The sequence below is a fragment of the Bradyrhizobium sp. USDA 4502 genome, from assembly GCF_054063355.1.
On sequence record NZ_JBSSGF010000001.1, the window covers coordinates 7,110,674 to 7,136,640 of the forward strand.

The 25,967-nt window shown below is 65.3% G+C and carries 17 protein-coding genes and 2 pseudogenes; 6 read left to right on the forward strand and 13 right to left on the reverse strand.

Going from position 1 to position 25,967, the window contains the following annotated elements; all coding sequences use genetic code 11:
* Positions 1-265: 265 nt before the first annotated feature.
* Positions 266-1,472 (forward strand): annotated as a pseudogene (locus tag ACVW1B_RS33165) (ABC transporter substrate-binding protein).
* 238 nt (positions 1,473-1,710) lie between these two features.
* On the opposite strand, the gene ACVW1B_RS33170 reads toward ACVW1B_RS33165, so the two are convergent.
* The 4 genes and pseudogenes from ACVW1B_RS33170 to ACVW1B_RS33185 form a co-directional block, all read right to left on the reverse strand.
* Entirely contained in the window at positions 1,711-2,673 is a 963-nt protein-coding gene (locus tag ACVW1B_RS33170) for an alpha/beta hydrolase (protein WP_253606099.1), read from the reverse strand.
* Positions 2,674-2,702: 29 nt separating this feature from the next.
* Complete coding sequence (locus tag ACVW1B_RS33175; RefSeq protein ID WP_253606097.1) at positions 2,703-4,478, reverse strand: NAD(P)-binding domain-containing protein; 1,776 nt, start codon at positions 4,476-4,478, stop codon at positions 2,703-2,705.
* Between the two features lie 75 nt (positions 4,479-4,553).
* Positions 4,554-8,025 (reverse strand): annotated as a pseudogene (locus ACVW1B_RS33180) (acyl-[ACP]--phospholipid O-acyltransferase).
* Between the two features lie 287 nt (positions 8,026-8,312).
* Positions 8,313-8,570 (reverse strand): hypothetical protein, encoded by a 258-nt coding sequence (locus ACVW1B_RS33185; RefSeq protein WP_253606093.1) that lies wholly within the window; start codon positions 8,568-8,570, stop codon positions 8,313-8,315.
* A gap of 52 nt (positions 8,571-8,622) precedes the next feature.
* Here ACVW1B_RS33185 and ACVW1B_RS33190 point away from each other — a divergent pair, with 52 nt between their 5' ends.
* Positions 8,623-9,243: a TetR/AcrR family transcriptional regulator gene (locus tag ACVW1B_RS33190; RefSeq protein ID WP_253609854.1), complete on the forward strand. Its 621-nt coding sequence runs from the start codon at positions 8,623-8,625 to the stop codon at positions 9,241-9,243.
* A 20-nt stretch (positions 9,244-9,263) separates the two neighbouring features.
* Here the strand turns inward: ACVW1B_RS33190 and ACVW1B_RS33195 are convergent, their stop codons facing one another.
* Positions 9,264-10,262 (reverse strand): winged helix-turn-helix domain-containing protein, encoded by a 999-nt coding sequence (locus ACVW1B_RS33195; RefSeq protein ID WP_253606091.1) that lies wholly within the window; start codon positions 10,260-10,262, stop codon positions 9,264-9,266.
* Between the two features lie 151 nt (positions 10,263-10,413).
* Here ACVW1B_RS33195 and ACVW1B_RS33200 point away from each other — a divergent pair, with 151 nt between their 5' ends.
* A complete protein-coding gene (locus tag ACVW1B_RS33200) occupies positions 10,414-11,592 on the forward strand; it encodes an ABC transporter substrate-binding protein (protein WP_309145002.1) in 1,179 nt (392 codons plus the stop codon).
* Between the two features lie 160 nt (positions 11,593-11,752).
* On the opposite strand, the gene ACVW1B_RS33205 is transcribed toward ACVW1B_RS33200, so the two are convergent.
* On the reverse strand, positions 11,753-12,172 hold the full coding sequence (locus tag ACVW1B_RS33205; RefSeq protein ID WP_028343281.1) for a hypothetical protein: 420 nt from the start codon (positions 12,170-12,172) through the stop codon (positions 11,753-11,755).
* A gap of 220 nt (positions 12,173-12,392) precedes the next feature.
* Here ACVW1B_RS33205 and ACVW1B_RS33210 point away from each other — a divergent pair, with 220 nt between their 5' ends.
* Positions 12,393-14,660 (forward strand): DUF2235 domain-containing protein, encoded by a 2,268-nt coding sequence (locus tag ACVW1B_RS33210; RefSeq protein ID WP_253606089.1) that lies wholly within the window; start codon positions 12,393-12,395, stop codon positions 14,658-14,660.
* 231 nt (positions 14,661-14,891) lie between these two features.
* The gene (locus ACVW1B_RS33215) at positions 14,892-16,574 is read left to right on the forward strand and encodes a phospholipase D-like domain-containing protein (protein ID WP_253606087.1); all 1,683 of its coding nucleotides are present in this window, start codon (positions 14,892-14,894) and stop codon (positions 16,572-16,574) included.
* A 66-nt stretch (positions 16,575-16,640) separates the two neighbouring features.
* Here the strand turns inward: ACVW1B_RS33215 and ACVW1B_RS33220 are convergent, their stop codons facing one another.
* Positions 16,641-17,741 (reverse strand): LLM class flavin-dependent oxidoreductase, encoded by a 1,101-nt coding sequence (locus ACVW1B_RS33220; protein ID WP_057015535.1) that lies wholly within the window; start codon positions 17,739-17,741, stop codon positions 16,641-16,643.
* Positions 17,742-17,845: 104 nt separating this feature from the next.
* Entirely contained in the window at positions 17,846-18,484 is a 639-nt protein-coding gene (locus tag ACVW1B_RS33225; RefSeq protein ID WP_253606085.1) for a TetR/AcrR family transcriptional regulator, read from the reverse strand.
* A 55-nt stretch (positions 18,485-18,539) separates the two neighbouring features.
* On the opposite strand from ACVW1B_RS33225, the gene ACVW1B_RS33230 reads away from it, so the two are divergent.
* A complete protein-coding gene (locus ACVW1B_RS33230; protein WP_253606083.1) occupies positions 18,540-20,051 on the forward strand; it encodes an FAD-dependent monooxygenase in 1,512 nt (503 codons plus the stop codon).
* Between the two features lie 21 nt (positions 20,052-20,072).
* Here the strand turns inward: ACVW1B_RS33230 and ACVW1B_RS33235 are convergent, their stop codons facing one another.
* From ACVW1B_RS33235 to cobS, 5 genes are all read right to left on the reverse strand, one after another.
* Complete coding sequence (locus ACVW1B_RS33235; RefSeq protein ID WP_253606082.1) at positions 20,073-21,185, reverse strand: NADH:flavin oxidoreductase/NADH oxidase; 1,113 nt, start codon at positions 21,183-21,185, stop codon at positions 20,073-20,075.
* Between the two features lie 137 nt (positions 21,186-21,322).
* Positions 21,323-22,411, reverse strand: coding sequence for an esterase-like activity of phytase family protein (locus tag ACVW1B_RS33240; protein ID WP_253606080.1), 1,089 nt, complete (start codon positions 22,409-22,411; stop codon positions 21,323-21,325).
* A 3-nt stretch (positions 22,412-22,414) separates the two neighbouring features.
* Positions 22,415-24,313 (reverse strand): cobaltochelatase subunit CobT, encoded by a 1,899-nt coding sequence (gene cobT / locus ACVW1B_RS33245; RefSeq protein ID WP_028343273.1) that lies wholly within the window; start codon positions 24,311-24,313, stop codon positions 22,415-22,417.
* Positions 24,310-24,720, reverse strand: a complete 411-nt coding sequence (locus ACVW1B_RS33250) for a GNAT family N-acetyltransferase (RefSeq protein WP_028343272.1) — start codon at positions 24,718-24,720, stop codon at positions 24,310-24,312. Before ACVW1B_RS33250 ends, cobT begins: the two co-directional genes overlap by 4 nt.
* A gap of 3 nt (positions 24,721-24,723) precedes the next feature.
* The gene (gene cobS, locus ACVW1B_RS33255; RefSeq protein WP_057015539.1) at positions 24,724-25,722 is read right to left on the reverse strand and encodes a cobaltochelatase subunit CobS; all 999 of its coding nucleotides are present in this window, start codon (positions 25,720-25,722) and stop codon (positions 24,724-24,726) included.
* Between the last annotated feature and the right edge of the window lie 245 nt (positions 25,723-25,967).

Here is a 25,967-nt window from a genome sequence, read left to right on the forward strand (position 1 = left end):
GGGCGCTCTATCCATCATCGTCGTCCCGGCGAAGGCCGGGACCCATTACCCCGGCTGTTTATTGGTTATAAGGCTGGGGCAACATTCCATGTAACGGCAAACATTAGTGGTTATGGGTCCCGGCCTTCGCCGGGACGACGGTAATCATCACCTCCCCCGCCCGCATTTTCGCATCCCTGCCCCGGCGTCTCGCCACAAGCCTGCCTCCCCGGACCTCACGTAAGCTCCCCTGGCGAACAACAAAAAATGCACAGGGAGGCTCACGATGATCTGGAAGGCCATTGCGGCAACAGTCGCGCTTGCGCTCGCGACGCAGGTACACGCCGCCGAGAAGAAATATGGCACCGGCGCCAGCGACACCGAGATCAAGCTCGGACAGACCTCGCCATTCTCCGGCGCGGCATCGGCCTACAGCGTGATCGCGAAGACGCAGGCCGCCTACTTCAGGATGATCAACGACCAGGGCGGCGTGAACGGGCGCAAGATCAACCTGATCACGCTCGACGACGGCTACTCGCCGCCGAAGACGGTGGAGCAGACCCGCAAGCTCGTCGAGCAGGAGGAGGTCGCCGCGATCCTCAATCCGCTGGGCACGCCGACGGGCCTGGCCGTGCGCAAATATCTCAACGACAAGAAGGTGCCGCAGCTGTTCGTCGGCGCCGGCGCCACGCTGTGGGGCGACTACGCGCATTATCCGTGGACGATCGGCTTCCAGCCGTCGTACCAGGCCGAGACCGCGGTCTACGCCAAGTATGTGCTGACCAACAAGCCGGACGCGAAGATCGCGCTGTTCTACCAGAACGACGACGCCGGCAAGGATTACGGCAACGGCTTCAAGAAGGGGCTGGGGCCGGAAAACACCGCCAAGATGGTGGTGGCGGAGACGACCTATGAATCGACCGATCCGACGGTCGACAGCCAGATCGTGAAGCTGAAATCATCCGGCGCCAACGTGCTGTTCATGCACGCGATCCCCAAGCAGGCGGCGCAGGCGATCAAGAAGATCGGCGAGATCGGCTGGAAGCCGGATTTGTTCTTCCTCGCGGCGACCTCGACCTCGGTGTCCTCGGTGCTGAAGCCGGCCGGCTTCGAATATTCCAGGGACATCATCTCGTCCTACTCGCTGAAGGATCCGAACGATCCGCAGTGGAAAGCGGACCCGGACGTGATCGCCTGGCAGGACTTCATGAAGAAGTATTTTCCGGACGGCAATCTGCAGGACCAGCTGATCGTCTACGGCTATGTGGTGGCGGAGGCGACGGTGCAGGTGCTGAAAGCAGTGCGGCGACGACCTCACCCATGAGAACATCATGAAGCAGGCCGCCAATCTCGACATCGCGCTGCCGATGTTCCTGCCCGGCATCAAGGTGAAGACCTCGCCGACCGACTATTTCCCGGTCGAAGCGATGCGGCTGCAGAAGTTCAACGGCGAGACCTGGCAGCTGTTCGGCGACACGATCGGGAATGATTGAGGGGGTTAAACGCAAATCCATCCACATCGTCGTCCCGGCGAAAGCCGGGACCCATTACCCCGACTGGATGGCGTGGCGCGACGCTGGGGCCGCAGCCCGCTGCAATAACAGGCTGCGGTGGTTATGGGTCCCGGCCTTCGCCGGGACGACGAGGAGGTTAGAGTCCGTTCGCCAACAAAGGCCGGGACGACGCGGAGGTTAGAGTCCCATTGCCAACAACGACCGGGACGACCGGAGATTAGACGCCCCGCTCCAGCAACACCCGAAAATCCGCCCGCGCACGCTGCGCCTCCGCGCGTGCGGCCTCCGAGGCATCGCCAAGACCAAAGTAGCCGTGAATCAGCCCCTCGCCGGAATGATACGCGACCGGCACGCCGGCCGCCTGCAACGCCTCGGCGTAGGCATGGCCCTCGTCGCGCAGCGGGTCGAACCAGGCTGTGGTGACCACCGCCGGTGCCACGCCCGCGAGGCTCTTCGCGCGCAGCGGCGAGACGCGCCAGTCGGCGCCCTCAGCCTTGCCGGCGAGATAGTGCCCGCAGAACCACTGCATCGTCGCCCGCGTCAGGAAGTAGCCGTCCGCATTCTCGGCGCGTGACGGAAATTTGGCGTTCTCGGCCGCGTCGGCAAAATTGCCGACCACGTCGGTGACGGGATAGACCAGCAATTGCCCGGCGAGCCTGATGCCGGCGTCGCGGCAGGCCAGCGCGGTGGCGGCGGCGAGATTGCCGCCCGCGGAATCGCCGGCAACGCCGACGCGGGCGAGATCGCCGCCGAATTCATCGATCCGCGCGACCACGTCGCGGATCGCGGCGAACGCATCCTCGAAGGCCCCTGGAAAGTGCGTCTCCGGCGGGCGGCGGTAATCGACCGAGATCACGACAGCGCCGGTGTCGATCACGAGGTTGCGGGCCTGGCGATCATGCGTCTCGAGATCGCCGGCGACCCAGCCGCCGCCGTGGAAGAAGATCACGGTCGGCGCCGTGCCGCGGCCGTTGCGATAGAGCCGCGCGCCGAGCTTGCCGGCGGCGCCAGCGACCTCGATATCGCGTGCCACGTCGACCGGCGGCGGCGGCACCGCCTTGCGCGCCTCCGCCAACGCCCGGAGCGAATCGCGACAGCTCTGCGGCGTCATGGTTTCGGGATCGCGCAGCGGCAGCAGCGGGATGATCTTCTCAATGACGGGGTCGAGCGGAAGCGGCATGGGAGTCTTTCAGTGCGAGTGCGTGGAGTTCAGGTGAGTTGCTTGGAAAGCGTGCCGGCCTCGATCGCTGCGATCTGCAGCGCGATGAAGCGGCTGTAGATGCGGGCCTGCGAGAACGCGCCGCCGGCGAACCAAAGGCCGGGCTGCGGCGTGCGTGTCCACATGTTGCGCAGCTCTTGCGTCGCATCGTCGAAGCCCCAGACCCGGCCGACGCGCTCGGCGACGTCCTCGCCGAACAATCTGCCGACCAGATGGTCCGGCCCCTTGTAGCCGGTAGCGAGCACGAACAGCTCGGCGCCGAGCGACGTGCCGTCCTTCAGCGCAAGACCGGTGGCGGTGATATCAGCGATGTCGGCGGCCTGGATCAGGCGGATCTTACCGTCGGCGATCAGCTCGGAGCAGCCGACATTGAAGTAATAGCCGCCGCCGCGGGAGCGGAACTTCAGCGGCCAGCCGGTGCCGTCCTCGCCGAACTCGAGCCGGAAGCCGGCGCGCTCCAGCCGCGACAGCAACGACGCATCGAGCCGCTTCACCTCGTCGGTGATGATCCTGTGCGCGATCTTCATCACCGGGAGCGGCACGCCGGAATTGAGGATGTCGCGCACCTCGATCGCCGGTCCGTCGCCGAGATAGGTCTTGTCGTAGAGCTGCGCGGGCTCGACATTGACCACCATGGTCGGGCTGCGCTGCACCATGGTGACGTCGGCACCGGCGGCGTGCAGCTCCTGGCAGATGTCATGCGCGCTGGTGCCGGTGCCGAACACGACGACCGAACGCCCGGCCCATTCGCGCCCGGCCGCGAAGGCGCTGGAGTGCAGCACCTTCCCCTCGAAATTCCCGATGTCGTCGATCCTGGGAATGTTCGGCGTGCCGCTGACGCTGGTCGCGAGCACGATGTGCTTCGGATGCAGCGTGCGCGGGCCGCTGGTCCCTTGCAGCGTCACGGTCCAGCGCTGCGTCGTATCGTCATAGCGCGCGCCTTCGAACGAGGTCTCGGTCCAGAAGTCGAGCTCCATGATGTCGACATGGCTTTCCAGCCAGTTCGCGATCTTGTCCTTCGGGATGTAGTCCGGAAAGCTCGGCGGGAACGGCAAATAGCGAAACAGATTGACTGGCGTCTTGTTGTGCAGCTTGAGGCCGCGATACCGCAGCCGCCAATTGTCGCCGATACGCCGCTCGCGATCGACGATCAGGGCATCGAGCCCGATCCGCTTGCACTCGACCGCGGCCGCGATGCCGGCATGGCCGCCGCCGACGATCAGCACATCGGGCTCGCGGTCGGCATAGGCGCGCGAGGCCTGCCGCTGCTCCAGCCAGTCGGGTGCGGCGAAATCGCGCGCATGGGATTGCTCGGCGGCGCCGTCGGCGCGCGCCTCGCAGATGCGGTTGAAGTCGAGCATCGTGGAGAACGTCCACGCCACGGAATTTCCGTCAGCATCGTGGAGCAGCCGCACCGCGCCGGTGCCGGGGCCATTCGATGTGTCGAAGGTGAAGACAGCCTCGATCGCCTCGCGTCCGGCCACCACGGCCTGCCGCGGTATCAAGGCACGGTCATCGAGACGAAATCCGCGCGCGCCGGCCGCTTCAGCGCGCGCAAGCAGTTCGGCAACGACGCGCTGCCGCCCGCTGAAGGTCGCAAACTGCCAGGAGATGCCGAAGATATTGCGCCAGTGGCTCTCCGGCGCAAACAATGCGGATAGAGCCTCCGTGGAGCGGCTCGCGAGCGCCGCATCCAGCGCGCCGATCCATCGCTCAGCGGCAAGTTCAGGCGCGTCCTCCGTGGCCGGGTTCAGTTTGTCCAGCATGATCGTGCTTTCTCGGGAGCAGTTGCCGTCTATCTGACAACATGCTCCCGAAAAGCACAACCATCATGCCAAGCCTCATGCAACGTGTTGCGCCAGCTGCGCCGGCTCGGCCTCGCCCTCATCGCCGGCGGGCTCGACCTGCGGCGCAGGCGCCGCGGCAAGTTCCGCTGCTATTTCCTTGGCCAGCGCAGTGGCGCCGACATAGTCGGTCTTGCCGGTGCCGAGCAGAGGCACCTTGTCGACGACGCGGATATCGGCCGGCACCGCGAGCTCGGAGGCGCCGACGCTCTTGGCCTGGCGCTGCATCGCGGCGCGGTCGGCGTCCTTCTGCGTGGTGAGCAGCACGATGCGTTCGCCCTTGCGCTGATCGGGCAGCGTGACCGCAACCGACATCGCCTGCGGCCAGATCGCAGCCGCGATCGCCTCCACCGCCGAGAGCGAGACCATCTCGCCGGCGATCTTGGCGAAGCGCTTGGCACGGCCCTTGATCGCGATGAAACCCTGCGCGTCGACCGTGACGATGTCGCCGGTGTCGTGCCAGCCCTCGGGCAGCGGCTCAAGCACGCCGGGATTCTCGGCGCGGAGATAGCCGAGCATGACGTTCGGGCCCTTCACCGACAGCCGGCCGCCTTCCTCGATGCCGGGGACCGGATCGAGACGGTACTGCATCAGCGGCGAGATCCGGCCGACGGTGCCCTGACGGTTGGCCATCGGCGTGTTCATCGCCAGCACCGGCGCGGTCTCGGTGACGCCGTAGCCCTCGAGGATGCGGATGCCGTAGCGCTCCATGTAGATCTGCCGCGTGCGCTCCTTCACCGCCTCCGCACCGGCGATGACGAGCCGCAGCGTGCGGAAGTCATAGGCATGCGCCGAGCGGGCATAGCCGGTGAGGAAGGTGTCGGTGCCGAACAGGATCGTCGCGCCGGTCTGGTAGATCAGCTCGGGCACGATGCGGTAATGCAGCGGCGACGGATACATGAAGATCGGGATGCCGCCGAGGATCGGCATCATCATGCCGCCGGTCAAACCAAACGAGTGGAACACCGGCAGCACGTTGAACACCTTGTCGTTGGCATTGGCATCGACCCGTGCCAGCGCCTGCGCCGCGTTGGCGAGGATGTTGCGATGGGACAGCACGACGCCCTTCGGTGTGCCTTCCGAGCCCGAGGTAAACAGGATGACCGCGGGATCGTTGGCCTTGCGGGCGACGCGCGGCGCGATGCCGGCGCGGAAGCCCGCGACCTTGTCGGCGAGGCCGATGCCGGCCCTGACATCCTCGAGATAGACGACGCGCGCCTGGCCGGCGAGCGCCGCGATCAGCTTGTCGAGCTTGCCCTTCTCGATGAAGGCCTGCGAGGTCAGCACGGTCTTCACCTGCGCCGCCTTCATCGCCGCCAGCACATTGACTGGACCTGCCGAGAAGTTGAGCATCGCCGGCACGCGGCCGATGGTCTGCAGCGCCATGAACACGACGGCAACGCCGGCCGAGTTCGGCAGCAGCACCCCGACATTCTCGCCGACCGCGGTGCCCTGCTCGAGCTTGCGGCTCAGCACCTGGGCGCCGAGGATCAGCTTGCGATAGGTCAGCTTGGTGCCGAGCGCGTCCTCGATGATCGGCTTCCCGGTATCGCGGTCGCGATAGGCGTGGCCGAGGCCCTCGAACAGCGTGTGGTCGAGCATCGCGTTCTGGACCATGGCGTTGATCATCACGTCCTGCAGCGCGGCGCCGGCGGCATTGCGGCGCGCCTTGCCTCGCAGCGATTCGTCGACCGGCAGCTTCACCGGCGGCAGGATCGAGATCGTCACCTTGGGGAACCAGGAGCGCTTGATCTCGCCATTCTTGAGATAGCTGAGATGCGAACGCTGCGCACCCTCGATGCGGACCGGGACGACGACCGCATCGGCCTTGTCGGCGATCATCGCGGTGCCGTCATAGACCTTCATCAACGAACCCGAGACCGTGATGCGCCCTTCCGGGAAGATCACCACCGGCTCGCCGGCGGCGACCAGCTTGATCAGGTCGCGCGCGGCCAGCGGCTTCGACGGATCCATCGTGTAGTGCTTGATCATCTTCAGGAACGGCTTGGCCCACCACGCCTTGGAGATGCCGGTGTCGACCGCGAAGCTCGCATCGATCGGCAAGGTGGCGTGCAGCAGCGGGCCGTCGACCAGGCTGACATGGTTGGGCGCGATCAGCATCCGCGTACCCGATGGCGGCAGATTCTCCATGCCGCGCACCTCGACGCGGAACAGCGCCCGGAACAGCAGCGCGCCGAAGTCGCGCACGCCCTCCTTGCCCCACTTGCTCAGCACGAACCAGACGGTGCCGAAGCTCGCGACGGCGAGGCCGAAGAAAATCCAGGCGATCGGCAGGCCGATATATTGCAGGGCGCCGACGAACACCGCGCCGGCGACCATGAAGCCAGCCTGCAGGATATTGCCGGCGGCGATGATGCGGGCGCGCTCGGACGGCGCGGTCCAGGCCTGCACGGCGGCAAACGACGGCACCACGAACAGGCCGCCGCCGAAGGCGAACAGGAAGAAGTCGGCCAGCATGCGGAAGCCGCCGAACGAGGTCGCAAACGCGGCCGCGGTGACGTCCTTGCCGAGCGAGGTGGTGGCGATCGCCCAGGCGAGGTCGAGGCCGACCACGCCCATCACGATGGCGCCGATCGGCACCAGCGCGAGGTTCGGGCGGACATGGCTCAGCTGCGCGGCGAACAGCGAGCCGGCGGCAATGCCGATCGCGAACACGGCAAGGCACAGCGTGACCACACCCTCGGTGCCGCCGACGCCTTTCCTTGATCAGCGCGGGCAGCAGCGACAGCACGATCGCGCCGACCATCCAGAACCAGGACACGATCACCATGCCGTCCCACAGCCGCGGCTCGGCATAGAGCGACTTCAACAGGCGCACGGTCGAGGTCCAGGGATTTTTGGTGATCGGCAGATCCGGCGCGGACGGCTGCGTCACCGGGATCCGTGACGCGAAGCCCCAGGACAGCACCGACAGGCCGACCACGGCGGCACAGATCCAGCCCATGTGGCTGGCGCCGGCGACGAACATGCCGCCCGCGATGGTGCCGATCAGGATCGCCATGAAGGTTGCGCCCTCGACCAGCGCGTTGCCGGTCGCGAGTTCGGACACCGACAGCTGGTCGGGCAGAACGGCATATTTCACCGGGCCGAACAGCGCCGCGACGATGCCGAACAGCGCCAGCGCGATGAACAGCAGCGGGATCGAATGAGTGAAGAAGCCGGCGGCGGCAAACGCCGCGGCGAAGATCTCGAAGAACTTCAGCCGGCGGGCGACGACGGACTTGATGTAGCGGTCGGCGAGCTCGCCGCCGAGCGCCGACAGCACGAAGAACGGAGCGATGAAGACCGCCCCCGCGAGCTGGACCAGCGCCGGCCCCTGCTCGTTGGCGACGCCATACAGCAGCATGATGACGAGCGCGTTCTTCAGCACGTTGTCGTTCAACGCCGAGCAGAACTGCGACCAGAACAGCGGCGCGAAGCGGCGGGACGTCATCAATTCCTTGATCATGACCGGTTCCTTGGGTTAGCGCGCACGGCGCTGGCAGGTCTGCGAATTCGGGTGGCGGAGAATGGTGAGCGTGGAGAAAATGACGGAGATGCCGCAGCCTTTAGTCTTTTCCGCAACGTATCGGTTCGAAGGCGCGCAAAATCGGGCGCACCGGGACGTCGCGACATTGCCCGCCAGAGATGTACGAGACCTTATCCAGACCTGGGGTTGACCGACGCCGGATGGGCTCGCAGAGGACATGGTGAGCGCTTTGTTGAGGTTTCGCCGACAATTGCCGGGGGCCCGCTTCAGGTCAGTTCACTCAAGCCGCCGAACGGTGACCATCGGCAGTTGCGCGGCTTGCAGCGGCCTCCGCTCGCAGCCGCCTGGCGCGGCGCGCGCCGATCCGCGCGCCGCTGCTCCAGGACGCCTGCGACGTCGCAGGCGCGGGCGATCCGCTCGATCGGCGCGGTCGCCAGATTGAGGACGGCGCGGCCGAAGCCCTTCACGAGCTCGATCGCGTCATCGACAAGGGTGGTGGTCGATTGAAGTGCTAGGGTCTGCATCTGAGTGGCCTCCTATGCCAATTTGAGCAACGCTCAAATTAGTAGTACGAAAATGAACATTGTTCAAGAAGAATCGCGACGAGACCGAAAAAAACTTCAGCGGCGGGCCCTGCTGATCGAGATCGCGCGTCGGTCAATCGCCACTAAAGGCTTGAGATCACTCAAGGTTCGCGATGTCGCCGAGGCCGCCGGCTGCTCCATCGGCAGTGTCTATAATGAGTTCGGCGACTTCGACGGGTTGATCCTGACCGTGAACCGGGAGACCGTTCACGCCCTGACCACACGCCTCAAGGCGGTCCCGGCCGACGATCCCCTGCACCAGCTGCACGGACTTGCCGACGCCTATCTCGGCTTCGCCACCGAGCACGCCAATCTGCTGCGCTCGCTGTTCGAGCACCGGATGGAGGACGACCGGCCGTTTCCGGAAGACATCCTCACGATGGTGATGGATGCGTTCGCGCTGATGCATGCGCCGCTGCTCCGGCTGCTGCCCGATCGTGATCCCGGCGACGTCGCGCTGCTGTCGCGGACGATGTTCTCCGCGGTCCACGGCATTATCTCGCTCGGCCTCGAGGAGCGCATGGTCGCGGTCCCGCCCGAGATGCTGCGCGAGCGGCTCGCGCAGTTCGTCGACACGCATCTGGCGGGGCTCGGTGTTTCGCGTCGCACGTAATCACACCGGGCGCGCCTCGATCAGGTTTGACTGCGTGCAATGCGGCCTGGATGGGCAAGGGTCCAGAGCGGTTCGAGGAACACGACACCCGTACCTCCCTCGCGGAAGACGAGCTTGAACTCGATCCGTCCATCCGCGGTGATGGAGGCGGAGTGCAGTCCGGTATTGCCGTCATAGCGCAAGACGTCGTCGAGGACATATCCGGTGAAGCCGCCGGAAAAGCCGGGCCCGGGTACACGGCTGTGCGGCATCGCCGGACCGTTCACGAGATAGCCGGTCGCGACACCATCCCGATCGACATTGGTGACGATCATCATGAATTGGCGGTGCGAATTGATCCATCCCTCGGCGCTCACCCACACGCCGAGAAAGCGGCGGATATTGTCCGGTACGTCACTTGCCGGCGCGCGAACGCGATAGGCGGGAAGCGGCAGCTGCTTCTCGGCGGCCAGCGCGGTGATCCGCTCGACATCCTGCTCCGGCACGATGCCGTGATCCTGCGGCACAAGCCAGTGCGCCAATTCGGCCAGAGGATGCCACATCCCGTTGGCGATCGGCGGCGCGGATGCGAATGATGCGAAGGCGATCACCGACAGGCCGGCGATCAGCAACCATCGGGGAAGTGCGGCCAAGCGTGCCGCGATGCCGCGGGGAGCGGACGTTCGGCGCGAGATGTTCTGCGATCCATGATCCTGCGGCGGCGGCACCGGCCTGGCGTCGAGGCGATAACCGCGGCGAGACACCGTCTTGATGATGCGGTGGTCATCATCGCGCAGCTTCAGGCGCAGCTCGCGGATGCACTGGACGAGCGAGTCGTCGGAAACCGCGACGTTGCCCCAGACCGCCTCGTGCAGATCCTGCTTGGATGCCAGCCGCCCGGCATTGCCGGCGAGATAGCCGAGCACCGCGAATGATTTCGGCCTGAGATCGAGATCGACGCCATCCACGCGGGCTACGCCGCGGGCGAGATCAAGCTCAAAGGAATCAAATATCAAAACGGAATCAGTCGCCGGGTCCATAGAGGTCACTCCATGCCCACAGACGGCACCAATCGGGAAAATTTAGCAGGAAATTCGCCGTTCTGTCACTTCTTCATCAGGACTTCCCTGGCGCGAAGCCGATAGTCGCGAACCGGCCCGGCATCATCTCCGGGCTCGCGGGAGGTTGGCCATGTCGAGTACCCGGTTTGCCATGTTGGTCGGGGCCGTTCTGGCGCTTGCGGCGGTGCGACCGGGACCCACCCAGGCGCAGGACGTCGTAAGGGTCGGGCTGGTGATGCCATTGACCGGCGTTCTGGGGCCGGTCGGCAAGCAGGCGGTCGCCGGGGCGCGGCTCTACATGGCGCAGCACGGTGACATGGTCGCCGGCCGCAAGATCGAATTGATCGTCCGGGACGATGCCAGCGTGCCCGACAATGCCAAGCGCATTGCGCAGGAGCTGATCGTCAACGACGAGGTGGCGATCCTCGGCGGCGGGCTAACGCCGAGCGTGCTGGCGCTCGCGCCGCTGGCCAATGAAAGCAAGACGGCAACCGTCGTCATGGTATCGGGCACCTCGATCGTGACCGAACGGTCGCCTTACTTCGTGCGCACCAGCTGGACGCACGCGCAGCAGGCCAGCGTGCTGGCGGATTGGGCGGCGCGGAACGGATCGAAACGGGCCACCATCATAGCGTCCGACTGGGCACCCGGGCGCGAAGCCGCCGGCGTATTTTCGGCGAGCTTCACCGTGGCCGGCGGAACGATTGTCGAAGCGCTGAAAGTGCCGCTGGCCAACCCCGATTTCGCGCCGTTCCTGCAGCGCGCGCGGGATGGCAATCCCGACACCCTGTTCATTTTTGTCCCGACAAGCCAGGCCGGTATCCTGGCCAAGCAGTTTGTCGAGCGCGGGCTCGACAAGAGCGGGATCAAGCTGATCGGCCCCGGCGACATCGCCGACGACGAGGACCTGCCGGGCATGAGCGATGCGATGATCGGCATGATCACGGCGGGGTTCTACTCCGCCGCGCATCCATCCGACCTGAACCGCGACTATGTCGCGGCGTTCCGCAAGGCCAACGCGAATGTTCGACCGAACTTCATCAGCGTCAGCGCCTATGACGGCATGCATCTGATCTACGAGGCGCTGAAGGTGACCGGCGGCAAGACCAATGGCGATGCGCTGGTCGAAGCCATGAAGGGCATGGCCTGGGAAAGCCCGCGCGGCCCGATGTCGATCGACCCGAAGACGCGCGAGGTCGTCCACGACATCTACATTCGCAAGGTCGAGAAGGTCGGCGGCGAGCTCTACAGCGTCGAGCAGGAGACGTTCAAGGCGGTCAAGGACCCCGCCAAGGTCGCGAACCGATGAGGGAGGCGGAGTAGCAGCTGATCCGGCTTGGCGTAGGCCTTTGCGGTGTCCCGGCGTAGCGGGTGACGGCCGACACAGGACTTGCGTTCAGACCATCCCCCCTGCAACACGACCGATCCCGAGCCAGCAAACCAGCCTCGTCCAACGCCACTCCGACGCTTCAAGCGCGCGCCCGCGCGATCGTGCCGCCGACGATCTGCATGGCAACGCCGAGCACCCAGCCCGCCATGATGGCCGCGGTCCAGCCGATGTCCGGCTCGCTGCGCAGCACGACGACGCCAACCGAGAAGAACGCAACCATTGTCGCGAGGAAGGTCCCGATCGCGCCGAGCAGCTCCGCCGCGTCGATCTTGCGCATCGAGGCCGTATCCTTCGGATGGAACAGCTTGGGGGGCGTATCGATGCCGAGATAGAAGCCGATCGCGCCGCCCAGCATCATGATGAGCAGGAACGCCTGCGAGGTCAGCGCCGAGACGCTCGAGCCGACATGGATGGCGACAAACAGACCGCTTGCAGCTCCCGCCAAAGCAAGGCCGAAGCGCTCAAGGACATGGGCAAATTTTCTGACGTGGCTGCGCATGGCTGTGCCTCATCAATGAATTGCGCCGCTATCAGGCTAGGCCTTTTCGCAGCAGCGCGAAAGCGGTCACCTCTCACATGGCCGCGACCACGTGACGCTTTGTGCGCTAGTTCACACCTATCGCGGCATGGAATGATTAAAGAGCGATCAAAGGTAGCAAACGATCCGGTCCCTGCTACGCTGCGCCATCCGCTTCATTCGTTTCAGCGAGCGTCTTTCAATGCCGAGTCCGAAGATCATTATTCTGTCCGATGGCACCGGCAACGCCGCTTCCAGCGTCTGGCGCACCAATGTCTGGCGAATCTTCCAGTCGCTCGATTTGCAGGGCAATACGCAGGCCGCCAAGTATGATGACGGCGTCGGCACGTCGAAATTCATTCCGCTGGCAATCCTCGGCGGCGCCTTCGGCTACGGCCTCAAGCGCAACATCCTCGACGCCTACAAGTTCATCTGCCGGAACTACGACCACGCGAAAGATTCGAAGGTCTACCTGTTCGGATTCAGCCGCGGCGCGTTCACCGTGCGCACGCTCGCCGCACTCATCCTCGATCAGGGCCTGATCGTCGCGGACACCGAATCCGAGCTCCACGACGGCGCGGTGAAGGCCTATCGCGCATACCGGGCCGAGGGCTACCACTCGATCTGGCGCATCGAGGTGCTGTTCCGCGCGCTGCGCGACTATGTTCTTGTGCCGCTGTGGGATCGCCTTCGAGGCAACAAGCCGTATGCAAGGATCGCGCGGAAGCCGGTGCCAGCGATCGAGTTCATCGGCATCTGGGACACCGTCGCGGCCTATGGCCTGCCGATCGACGAGATGACGCGCGGCATCTCCAACTGGGTGTGGCCGCTCGAACTGCCGAACCGGATTCTCAGCCCGAAGGTCAAGTGCGCGCGACACGCGCTGGCGCTTGACGACGAGCGCACGACCTTTCATCCGGTGCTCTGGACCGAGCAAGAGCCGGGACAGCCCGCGCCGGCGGTGCCGACCAGCATCGATGGCGAGCGCCTCGTCCAGGTCTGGTTCGTCGGAATGCATGCCAATGTCGGCGGCGGCTATCCGGACGACGCCGTCGCCTTCGTGCCGCTGGCCTGGCTGGTCGACGAAGCCGTCAAGCGCGGCCTCGCATTCAAGAGCGCACCGATCGCCGACCCTGACGCGATCAAGTCAATCAAGTCCTCCGAGGACAAGGATGGGCGCCTCTACGATTCCCGGGCCGGCCTCGGCGCGTACTACCGGTACGGTCCGCGCAAGGTCGCCGACCTCTGCAACGATCCCTATGCCGGCGTCAGCGTGCCGATGCCGAAGATCCACGAGAGCGTGTTCGAGCGGATCGACAGCGGCGCCAATGCCTATGCCCCGATCGGACTTCCGCCGAACTACGTGGTCGTCTCGCGCAGCGGCCAGGTCACCCCGCTCGGCGCCAATACGTTTGAGACGCCTGCGGGCGCACCGGCGCGCTATGCCGCGCAGGAGAAGCTGTGGAACTACGTCTGGATGCGGCGGATCGCCTACTTCGCCACGCTGGCGGCGTCGCTGCATCTGGCCGCGTTCTGGCTGTTCCATAACCAGCACAAGGAGCACGAATTCAGCTCACCTGTCAGGATGATCTCTGAGCTGGTGCGCTTCGTTCAATCGTTTCTGCCCGATTCCTTTCATTGGTGGACCGATTGGTACGCCGGCAACCCGGAATGGTTCGCCGGCGGCATCCTCGCTGTCATCGTGCTGATGGGTGCAGGCAGTTCGCTCAGCGCCACGATTCGGGACAGGATGCGGATCATCTGGCGTGACCGCGCGAAGCCTGTGCCGCTCTCCGGGTTCATGCACGATGCGATCTATCGATTCCGTACCAGCGCGGTCTATCAGTGGATTCTCAATGTCGGAAAGCGGCATGTCGTCCCTTTCCTGCTCACGGCCCTGCTGGTCTGGTTCAGCGCGACGCTGGTCAGCCACTTCCTGTTCAATCTCGCCGATTCGACGGGGGCATTCTGCAAGGGCACTGCAACGGACAAGCTTGTCGCCGTCGACAAGGGCATCCCGCAGGATGCCGCCGACTTCGACACCGGCGCCATCTGTGCGCCGACCGGTCTCAAGGTGCGCACGGGATTCAAGTACGAGATCGCGATCACGATGTCGGAGCCATGGGAGGACGCCGGCCGCGCGGTGACGCCGATCGGATACCGGACCTCGACCATCGAAGGCACAAAGCAGTTGCGCGGCTATTTTGCGATCTTCCTGCGGCGGATCCTGTTCCGGCCGTGGTTCAGGCTGATCGCACGGGTCGGAGAGACCGGCGTCGACGAGTATTTCCTCGACCCCCTGCCGGTGTCGAACACCGACCCGCAGGTCTACAAGGCGAGGTTCACCGCCGATCGCAGCGGCGAGATCTTCCTCTACGTCAACCAGGCCGTCATCGGCCTGCCCTGGATCTGCGGATGGTTCTACGGCGACCATAAGGGCAAGGCGAAGGTCACGGTGCGGCTGCTGTAGGGAGCCGCGATCGGGCCCACAGCATCGCGGCCCAACGGGTGCGCACGGCGTGACCGATCTGTGATCCTGCCGACAGATCAGGTTGTAGATTGTCTGGCATACTCTCCTTGCTAGATCAGCTGCCCCGACGCCCGGAACGATCCGACGCGACTTCAGGGATCGCCGGGCGACGTTGACGCGCCAGGTTCATGTCGACCGGAAAGTTCTCATCAGGGATTTGGAGGCATCACCATGATTTCCACAATTCAGGCGTTCCCGACCACCGACGGCATCTTCGTGGTCTGGGAGGTCGCGGCAATGATCCCGGACTGCCTCGGCTTTGCGCTGTATCGTCAGCAGCAGGGCAAAAGTGCAACCGTGGTCGACACCTGGGTCGGGTTCGAGGACCAGGCGCAGGATCACAAGCCGGGCGAACATCGGCCGAGCACCGAATGGCCGGTGCAGAAGACGAACTGGACCGATTTCCTGGCGCCGATTGACGCGCCGGTCCGCTATGGCGTCGTTCCGGTTCTCAAGGACGGCGCCGCCAAGGTGAAGCCCGCCTACAGTGCGCCAGCGACATGGACCGAATACGTCTCGGCCATGCCGTCGGGCCCGCTCAAGCCGTGGTTCAACCGCGGCACGATCTCGGCGCAATGGCTGTCGCGCGCGATCGGCAAGGACAAGAAGCCGGCGCAAACCCTGGAGAAGGCTATCTCGACCAAGGGCAACAAGATCCGCGACTTCCTCAAGGGCCAGCTCGGCGCCCGCATGCTGGCGCTGTTGGCCGATGCCAAGAAGAGCAAGCGCGACGTCTATCTCGCGCTCTACGAGCTCAACGACCCTGAGCTGATCGCCGCGCTGACCGCAATGAAAGGCAAGGCGCACGTCGTGCTCGGCAACAGCACCGGCAAGTCCGACGCCACCGCCAAGGACACCGAGAAGAACGCCGGCGTGCTGAAGAAGGCCGGCGTCGACATCGTCCGCCGCAAGATCGCGCCGAGCCGTTACGCTCACAACAAGTTCGCGGTGTTCTGCGACGGCGCGCAGAAGCCGAAGGTGGTCTGGACCGGCAGCACCAACTGGACCCGGACCGGACTGTGCACCCAGAACAACAACGGGCTCGAGATCACCGACGACAAGGTCGCGGCGGCCTATCATGACCATTGGAAAGCGATCTACGCCGACGGCAGCAAGTCGCCGAAGGCGCTGGCCGTGGCCGGCGATCACGAATGGCCCTTCACCATCGGCAAGTCGAAGCTCAGCGTCTGGTTCACGCCCACCACCAGGAGCGGCGACCTCAAGGAAGCCACCAAGATGATCGAGGACACCGAGCATGGCGCGGTGTGCCTGATGCTCAATCCCGGCAACAAGGGCCTGCTCGGCCCGATCCTGGAGAAGGCGCAGGACAAGAAGCTCTATGTGCGCGGGGTGCTCAACAATTTCCCGGCGCAGGGCAAGGACAGCCCGAAGGATCAGCTGCAGCTCCTGGCCGGCGACGGACAGCAGCAGGTCTTCAAGGGCAAGCAGATCGCCGACGTGATCCGGCCCGCCGGCATCGACAAGACCGCGGACTGGTGGGAGCACGAGATCAAGAACACCGGCAAATTCATGATCGCCGTGCACAGCAAGGTGATCGTGCTGGATCCGGCCGGCAAGAACCCGGTGGTCATGACCGGCTCGCACAATTTCTCCGACCGCGCCAGCACCAAGAACGACGACAACCTCGTCATCATCAGGGGCGATTCGCAGCTGGCGCTGACCTATGCCGCGCGCATCGTCAGCATCTACGGACAGTATCGCTGGCAGGCCTGGCGCAACACGCCGGAGGGCCAGAAGGACAAGGGTCTGAAGCGCAGCGACACCTGGCTGAGCAACCGCATCGGCAAGGGCTGGGCGGAAACCGAAACGCGGTTCTGGCTCGGCACCACCTGACGCCGGCGATCCGTCGTGAACACGGGGCAGCGTTACCGCTGCCCCTTGTTATCCTCTCCGCCAAACCTACGCCGCGCGGCCGACCGAGGCGTCGAGATGCTTCAGCCGCGGCAGCACCTCTTGCTTCAGGAGCCGCAGCGAATTGTGCCAGGCTTCCGGCTTGTGCTTGTAGTCGAAGCCGAACACCAGGAGCACGCCGAATCCGCCGACCTCCTGGTAGATCTGCTCGATCTTCTCGGTGACCGTCGCGGGCGAGCCGACGATCCAGTTGTTGCGCGCGCAATATTCGACCGTGACGTCGCTGTCCGGCACGTCGGGCGAGGCCTTCAGGTAATCCTTGAAACCAAAGTGGCCGAGCAGCGGCAGGAAGTACTCGCCCATCATCCGGCCCATCATGTCGCCGGTCGACAGCTTCCATGCTTCTTCATCAGTGTCGGCGACGAATACCTCGCGCACCATTCGCCAATCCTTGCGGCTCGGCGTGCGGCCGGTCTTGGCCGCGCCCGCCTCCACCGAGTCCCAGTGGCTGCCGACATAGGCCGGGTTGAGGTTGAGGCTCATCGGAATGAAGCCGCGCTCGCCGGCGAGCTTCAGCGTGTCCGAATTCTTGGAGAGCCCCGCGACGCCGATCGGCGGATGCGGCGCTTGCTGAGGCTTGATATGCGGCTTGAGGAAATCGAACATCGTGTCCGGCTTGGTCACGGTCCAGAACTTGCCCTTGTGGGTCCAGGGAGCCGGCTCGGTCCACATCTTCAAAATGATCTCGAGCGCCTCGCGGGTCATGTCGCGGTTCTGTCCTGACATGCCGTCGACATTGAACATCGCCCAGTCGCTCGGCAGCCCGGAGGCCGCGACGCCGAAGTTGAGCCGCCCGTTCGAGAGGTGATCAAGCATCGCGACGCGGTTGGCGAGCTCGGCCGGGTGATGATACGGCAGCAGGAAGCCGCCGGGCCCGATGCGGATGTTCTTGGTCTGCAGCAGCGCCTGCGCGATCAACAGATCAGGCGACGGATGCGGCTCCCAGGGTGCGGTGTGGTGCTCGCCGATCCAGGCTTCCTGATAGCCGAGCTCGTCGAGCCAGCGCAGCACCTGCAGGTCCCAGTCGTGGCCCTCCTTCAATCCGCACTCCGGCGGATGCGACGGCATCGCGAAGTATCCGAGTTCCATGGGTTTCCTCTCTTTGTTCGATGCGTGTCTTGCGCACGCGCTTCGAGAGTACCTGCCCGGGCTGCGGCAGAACAATGGCCCTGTCGCATCAGCTCGGCCCGGATCTATGCGTAGGGCGTATCCTTCAGCATGATCGCGATACCGGAAAAGCTTCGCTCCATGATCCGCAGGAAGGTCTCGCGTGACGTCGCAGCCGACCTGCGGGCCTTGTGCTCGCGAAGCCCTTCCGCATAGGCGACGGTCAGCGCCGTGACCACCATCGACGCGGCGAGCCGGGCATCGGCATCGGCGAGCGGGCGCTTGATGGCTGCCGCCAGCACGCTCGCGAGATCATCGACCAGTTCGTCACGCATCTCGCGCGCCCGCGCCGAGAGCGCCGGGCTTTCGGCGACGGTGCGCCAGAATTTCGCCGTCGCGTCGGTGAATTTCGCGAACGGATGCACGCGATCCGCCAGGCTGTGCACCAGCTTGCGGAGGGTTGCGATCGGCGCCTCGCCCGCCGGCCGCTCGGCAAAGCCGGCCCGCAGCATCTGCCGGCTTTCCTCTTCACGGTCGAAGAACAGGTCTTCCTTGCGTGGAAAGTAATTGAACACAGTCATCCGGGAGACCTCGGCGGCCTCGGCGACTTCGGCCACCGAAACATTGTCGAAGCCGCGTTCCAGGAACAGCTCGGTGGCGACATCCGAGATCGCCTGGCGCGTCGCCTCCTTCTTCCGCTCGCGCAATCCGCCCTGATTTGACATGCGGGAATTTGTACCATAGTAAATAGTATACTGAGTATAATTTTATGGTGACGGCGTGACGCGTGAACGAACCGATGTGGTTGTGGTCGGTGCCGGGCCGACCGGACTGCTGCTGGCGATCGAACTGACCCTGGGCGGCGCCGACGTGATCGTGATCGAGCGGCTGACCGAGCCCGACCAGACCATCAAGGCCGGCGCGATCGGCGCGCTGGCAGGCGAGGCTCTGGAGCGCCGCGGCCTCGGCGACGCGATGAATGCGGTCGAACGCAGCATGGCGGACAGCATGTCCAGGCTCATGAAGGGCTCGGGCGATGCGAGCGACCTGCCGTTCAAGAAATTCGGCGGTCACTTCTCGGGCATTTTCCTGATCGACCAGACGCGTCAGCGCGAGCCGGACCGGCGGTTGCGCGGGGTGAACCAGCAAGCCCTGGAAAGCATGCTTGCCGAGCGCGCCCACGCGCTCGGCATCGAGATCAGGCGCGGCTGCGAGTTGATCGATTTCGAGGATAGCGGCGACGGCGTCGTGGTGCAAACTAAGGACGCGTCCGGCGATGCCACGCTGCACGCGGCCTATCTGGTCGGCTGCGACGGCGGACGCAGCGCCGTGCGCAAGCGCGCGGGCTTCGCATTCCCCGGCACCGAACCGACCCTCACGGGACACCAGGCCATCGTCGATCTCGATCATCCGGATCGGCTTCTGCCGGTCGGCTGGCGACGGACGCCGGTCGGCATGATGGCGTATGGACCGATTCCTGGCCGGGTGTTCCTGGCCGAATTCGATGGGCCGCCGGCCGATCGCAGCGCGCCGGTCACGCGCGAGGAGATCGAGACCACCCTGCGCCGGATCAGCGGGGCCGACGTTCGCGTCACCGCCGTCAAGACCGCGACGCGCTTCACCGACAATGCGCGGCAGGCCGACAGCTATCGCAGGGGCCGCGTCCTCTTGGCGGGCGATGCGGCGCATGTGCACTCGCCATTCGGCGGACAAGGCCTCAATCTCGGCCTGCTCGATGCGGTCAATCTCGGCTGGAAACTTGCGGCAGTCGTGTGCGATCGCATGCCCGAAAGCCTGCTCGACAGCTACACCGAAGAGCGGCATCCGATCGCGGCAAGGGTGCTCGCCAACACCCGCGCCCAGGTCGCCTTGATGCGGCCTGATGTCATGACGGACGCCTTGCGCGAGATCGTTGCTGACCTGATGAGCCTTGACGAGGGCACCCGCTATTTCGGCGAAATGATCAGCGGCGTCAGGATCCGTTACGATCTCGGCAGCGACCATCCCTCGATCGGCCGGCTCTCCGGCAATTTTGCTCTCGGCGACGACGGCGCGGAAACAACCCTGTTCGATCAGATGGAGGACGGCAGGGCCGTGCTGGTCGATGCGACTGATGGAGCCGCGTCAGCGATCGCGGCACGCTGGGATATCTTCGTGCGATGCGTGCCGCGACGTAGCGGCGCTTCGCTGCTGATCCGCCCGGATGCCTGCATCGCCTGGGCGGCCGACGACGCCGACACGACGGGCCTCGACACCGCGCTGACGCGCTGGTTCGGGCCCGCCATGCAGTGATCTCGCAAGCGAGGTGCGCTGTCAGCGCGTCCCGAACGTGGTCTTGCCGAACAGCGCCTTCTGCGTCGAGGGCTGCGAGCGCCAGTATTGCGGCGGCGCGCTCACCTCGCCGCCGAGCTCGGCGGCGGCGTGCCAGCCCCAGCGTGGGTCGTAGAGCATGCCGCGGGCGAGCGCGACCATATCGGCCTTGCCGGACGAGACGATCTCCTCCGCCTGCTTCGCTTCCGTGATCAGGCCGACCGCCATCGTGGTAACGCCGGTCGCCTCCTTGACCGCCAGCGCCGCCGGCACCTGATAGCCCGGCCCGAGCGGGATCTTCTGCAACGGCGAGACGCCGCCGGAGGAGACATCCATCCAGTCGACGCCGCGCTTCTTCAGCTCCTTGGCAAACTCGATGGTCTGCGCAAGGTCCCAGGCGCCCTCGACCCAGTCGGTCGCCGACACCCGCATGCCGATCGGCTTGTGATCCGGGAATACGGCGCGCACGGCATCGAACACTTCGAGCGGGAAGCGCATGCGATTTTCCAGCGAGCCGCCATAGCGGTCGGTCCGCTTGTTGGCGATCGGCGACAGGAACTGGTGCAGCAGATAGCCATGCGCGCCGTGCAGCTCGAGCGCATCGATGCCGAGCCGGTCGGCGCGCTTTGCCGACGCGACAAAGGCCTCGCGGATGCGCGTCAGGCCGGCGTCGTCGAGCGCCACCGGCGCGGCCTCGCCTTCCTTGTGCGGGACGTTGGATGGTCCGACCGTCTGCCAGCCGCCTTCGGCAATCGGGATCAACTGCCCGCCCTCCCAGGGGCGCTGGCTCGACGCCTTGCGGCCGGCATGGGCGAGTTGCATGGCGACCGCCGCTTTCGAATGCTTGCGCACCGAGGCCAGGATCGGCTTCAGCGCCGCCTCGTTGGCGTCGTTGTAAAGACCGAGGCAGCCGGGCGTGATCCGCCCGATATCCTCGACATGGGTGGCCTCGATGCAGAACATCGCCGCGCCCGACAGGGCCAGCATGTTGATGTGGGTGAAGTGCCAGTCGTTGGCGGAGCCGTCGACGGCCGAATACTGGCACATCGGCGAGACCATGATGCGATTGGAGAGTTTCAGGTCGCGCAGTTCGATCGGAGAGAACAGGGTGCTCATGCGGCGGATATCCGGGATCGGGGAGAGGGCCCGGTTAAGATAGAGGCAGCACGGCCGATCACCAACCGTCCGGAAGGCCGCGCAGGCCGGGGCGCAGATCAGCAATGTCCTGACGGGGTCCCTCCGGGCCGGCGCTCTCAGTCCACCAGCGTGAACTGCAGCAGCAGATTGCGCTGGATCAGGGAGAAATTGTCGTCGGAGACCATGGTCAGCACGGTCTCGCCCTCCTCCGTGACATGGGCGTCGATGCCTTCCATATTGTCGATCTCGTTGCCGAGATCGGCATTGAAGATCGCGGGGCCATCGACCACGGCGCCGGGCGCGATCTCGGACAGCGCGAGACGGCGGATGCGGATGCCGACGCCGCCGAACCAGGAGAATTTCCGCTCCAGGATCAACAGGCCGCCCGACGGCAGCAGGACCGCGTCGCTGATGTCGAAATTCTCGGTGCGGCGGACGCTGAACTGGCCCGGCGTCTTGCCGCCGACCAGGAAGGCAATCAAATTGCCGCTCGCATCGAGCCCGCGTTCCGAGAACGCGATCAGCGTGCCGGCGAGCGGCTGGCCCATGGCCTTGGGCACGAAGACGAGGCCCTCCAGCCCCTTGTTGTTGGGAAGCCTGCGCGCCGCCGCCGGCAGCGCAATCACCTCGCCGCGCGAGCGGGTAAAGCCCTTGGCGAAGTCGAAGCGCAGCACCTGGTTGACCCGCTCGAGCCCGACATAGGCGAACGAGCCGTCGAGCGCCAGCGATTCCGAATCATACCAACCGCGGGTCGCGGTGATCGGCCTGCCGTCGGCGCCGAGCAGCGGTGCCGCCTCGACGTCGTCGAGCCCGACCATCTCCCGGCCACGATAAACGATGCGGCCGGTGAACCAGCTGCCCTGGTCGCTGACCGCGATGAAGCGTTCGCCCTTGGGATCGAGCCGTAGCGCGGAGAGGCCGCCGAAGCCGGAGAACGACGAGGTCAGGATCAGACCGCTGCGATATTCCAGCGCGCCGAACCGCGTGCGCGCGCGATCGCGGATGTCGAACGACGGCAGCGGCCGCGCGTTGACGCCGATCGAAACCGGTTCGTTGACCCGGTAGGGGCTCGGCCTCGCAGCCGGCCTCGGCGTTGCCGGCGGCTGGGTCGCGCTCTGCGCCTGCGCAAGACGCGGCAATGCGGCGGCCGACAGCCCCGCCGCCATACCCTGGAGGAAACGGCGGCGGCTAGGGGACGAGCGCATGTCTCACGAGTGGAGGCGGCGCCGGATGCCCGGCGCGGGCGCCGAGCCGTGGGTCTCGCTGAACAGCTCGGCGAGCTTTTCGGTGATGGCGCCGCCAAGCTCTTCGGCGTCCACGATGGTCACGGCGCGGCGATAGTAGCGCGTCACGTCGTGACCGATGCCGATCGCGATCAGCTCGACCGGCGAGCGGGTCTCGATCTCGTCGATGATGTGACGCAGATGCCGCTCGAGATAGTTGCCGGGATTGACCGACAGCGTGGAGTCGTCGACCGGCGCGCCGTCGGAGATCATCATCAGGATGCGGCGCTGCTCGGGGCGCGCGAGCAAGCGCTTGTGCGCCCAGTCGAGCGCCTCGCCGTCGATGTTCTCCTTGAGCAGGCCTTCGCGCATCATCAGCCCGAGGTTTTTCCGCGCGCGACGCCAGGGTGCGTCAGCCGACTTGTAGATGATGTGCCTGAGATCGTTGAGGCGGCCCGGATTGGCCGGCTTGCCGGCCGCGAGCCACGCCTCGCGCGACTGCCCGCCCTTCCAGGCGCGCGTGGTGAAGCCGAGGATCTCGACCTTGACGCCGCACCGCTCCAGCGTGCGCGCCAGAATGTCGGCGCAGGTGGCGGCGACCGTGATCGGGCGGCCGCGCATCGAGCCGGAGTTATCCAGCAGCAGCGTCACCACGGTGTCGCGGAAGGTCGCCTCCTTCTCATGCATGAAGGACAGCGGATGATAGGGATCGGTGACGACGCGCGACAGCCGCGCCGGATCGAGGATGCCCTCCTCGAGATCGAAATCCCAGGCGCGGTTCTGCTGCGCCATCAGCCGGCGCTGCAAGCGGTTGGCGAGCCGCGCCACGATGCCCTGCAGATGCGCGAGCTGCTTGTCGAGATAGGAGCGCAGCCGCTCGAGCTCGTCGTGATCGCAAAGGTCTTCGGCGGCGATCACCTCGTCGAACTTCGGCGCGAAGGCGTGATATTCCGGACCGCGCGGCTCGTTCTGTCCGCGCGCATTCGGCCGCGTCGCCTCGCCCGGCGTCTCGTCGTCGCCGAGCTCGCCGTCGTCGAACGTATCAGACGTGGAGGCCTGCGCGCTCTCCATCGCGCTTTCGCTCATCTCTTCCGCTGACGTCTGCGCCTGGTCGGCGCTCATCTCCTGCGCGGCATCGGAGTCGGGCGAGCCCTCGGCGCCGGACTGATCGCTCTCGCCGTCCTGGTTCTCGTCCTGGTCGTCGTCATCGTCCGAATCCATGTTGCGGTCGTCGCCGAGATCGAGCGCCGACAGCAGATCATGGACGAGGTCGCCGAACCTCGCCTGGTCCTCGGTGAAACGGCTGAGCTTGTCGAGCCGCGAGCCGATCTTGTCCTCCAGGGTCGGACGCCAGAGATCGACCATCTTCTTGGCGGCCGCGGGCGGCGCCATGCCGGTGAGACGTTCGCGCACCAGCATCGCCAGCGCATCCGACAGCGGCGCGTCGGCGCGATCGGTGATCTCGTCATACTTGCCGCGGTGGAAATGATCGTCGAGCATCGCGGTGAGGTTCTTCGCGACGCCCGCCATCCGCCGCGAACCGATCGCCTCGACGCGCGCCTGCTCGACCGCCTCGAACACGCCGCGCGCCTGCGGGTTACCCGGCATCAGCTTGCGATGCACCTTGGGATCGTGACAGGCGATCTTGAGCGCGATCGAATCGGCGTGGCCGCGCACGATCGCCGCATCGCGCTTGGTCATCTTGCGCGCCGGCTCCGGCAGCCGCGCCTTGCCGGGCGCGAGCCCCGGGCGCTCGGCGGCGAAGGAGACCTCGAGCTCCGGCTTCTTGGCGATCGCCTTCAGGCACGCCGACACCGAGCGCTTGAACGGCTCGGTCGGCGCTTCCTTGGATCCGGGACGGAATTTGATGTTGGAGGTTGTCATAGCGATTTCGTAAACCAATGGCGCGTTACGCCGCCGGGATACCCCTCAATCGAACCGAACTCTTTATATCCGTTGGCGCGGTAGAAGCCCGGCGCCTGGAAGCTCATCGTATCCAGATAGGATCGCGTCGCTCCGAAGCGCCGCGCCTCGTCCTCGATCGCCTTGATCAGCTTCGCGCCAAAGCCCTTGTTGCGAAACTTCTGCTCCATCCAGAACAACTGGATGAACAACACCGCGGTCCAGACCTCGCCGACGATGCCGCCGACAATCTCGTCGCCTTGCCGCAGCGAGATGGCGAAGCGCTTGTACTTCTGCTTCCCCATCTTCTCGTTGTTGTAGTGGAGCAATCCGCCGAGCACCGCTTTCTTCGTCTGTGTGACTGTGCGCTCGACGGAGATTTTCGGCATGGACTAGCTGAGCGCCACGTTGACCGAGGATTCCGGCAGCTCGACGTTGAAGCAGCGCTGGTAGAACTCGGCGACCAGCGGCCGTTCCAGCTCGTCACACTTGTTGAGGAAGGTGACGCGGAACGCGAAGCCGATGTCGCTGAAGATGTCGGCGTTCTCGGCCCAGGTGATCACCGTGCGCGGGCTCATCACCGTCGACAGGTCGCCGTTGGCGAACGCGTTGCGGGTGAGATCCGCCAGCCGCACCATCTTGTTGACGATGTCGCGGCCTTCCTGGGTGCGATAGTGCTTCGCCTTCGCCAGCACGATCTCCACTTCCTCGTCATGGGCGAGGTAGTTCAGCGTGGTGACGATCGACCAGCGGTCCATCTGGCCCTGGTTGATCTGCTGGGTGCCGTGATAGAGGCCCGAGGTATCGCCGAGGCCGACCGTGTTGGCGGTCGAGAACAGGCGGAACGCCGGATGCGGCTTGATCACCTTGTTCTGGTCGAGCAGCGTCAGGCGGCCGGAGACTTCCAGCACGCGCTGAATCACGAACATCACGTCCGGGCGGCCGGCGTCGTATTCGTCGAACACCAGCGCGATATTGTGCTGCAGCGCCCAGGGCAGGATGCCGTCGCGGAATTCGGTGACCTGCTTGCCTTCCTTGACCACGATCGCGTCCTTGCCGACGAGGTCGATACGGCTGATGTGGCTGTCGAGGTTGACGCGCACGCAGGGCCAGTTGAGGCGGGCCGCAACCTGCTCGATGTGGGTGGACTTGCCGGTGCCGTGATAGCCGGTGACCATCACGCGGCGGTTCTTGGCAAAGCCCGCGAGGATCGCGAGCGTGGTGGCGCGGTCGAAGCGGTAGTCGCTGTCGACTTCCGGCACATGCGGATCGACTTCGGAATAGGCGGGAACTTCCAGGTCGCTATCGATCCCGAAGACCTGCCGGACCGACACCTTCATGTCGGGCAAGCCGACGGGTTCCTGAGCTTTGGTCTGGACGGCGGTCGTCATTCATCCTCCGAGGTCGCGGGCGTTCCCGAAACCAGATTAATCGTTTGGCTGCGGATGGGGTGCTTCGCATAAGCCTAGCAGAGAGCAACGGTTGGCAGAAGCCCGCGAGCAAATCAAAGTTCCGTTGTTCTATCATAAAGATAGGAGCGAAACTCGGTTTTTGGAAGGCTGCCCTGCAAATCCCGCCGTACTTTTGCCGCAGCACCACGACGGCCGGCCCGGGCCGGGCACTTTTCAGCCCGGCG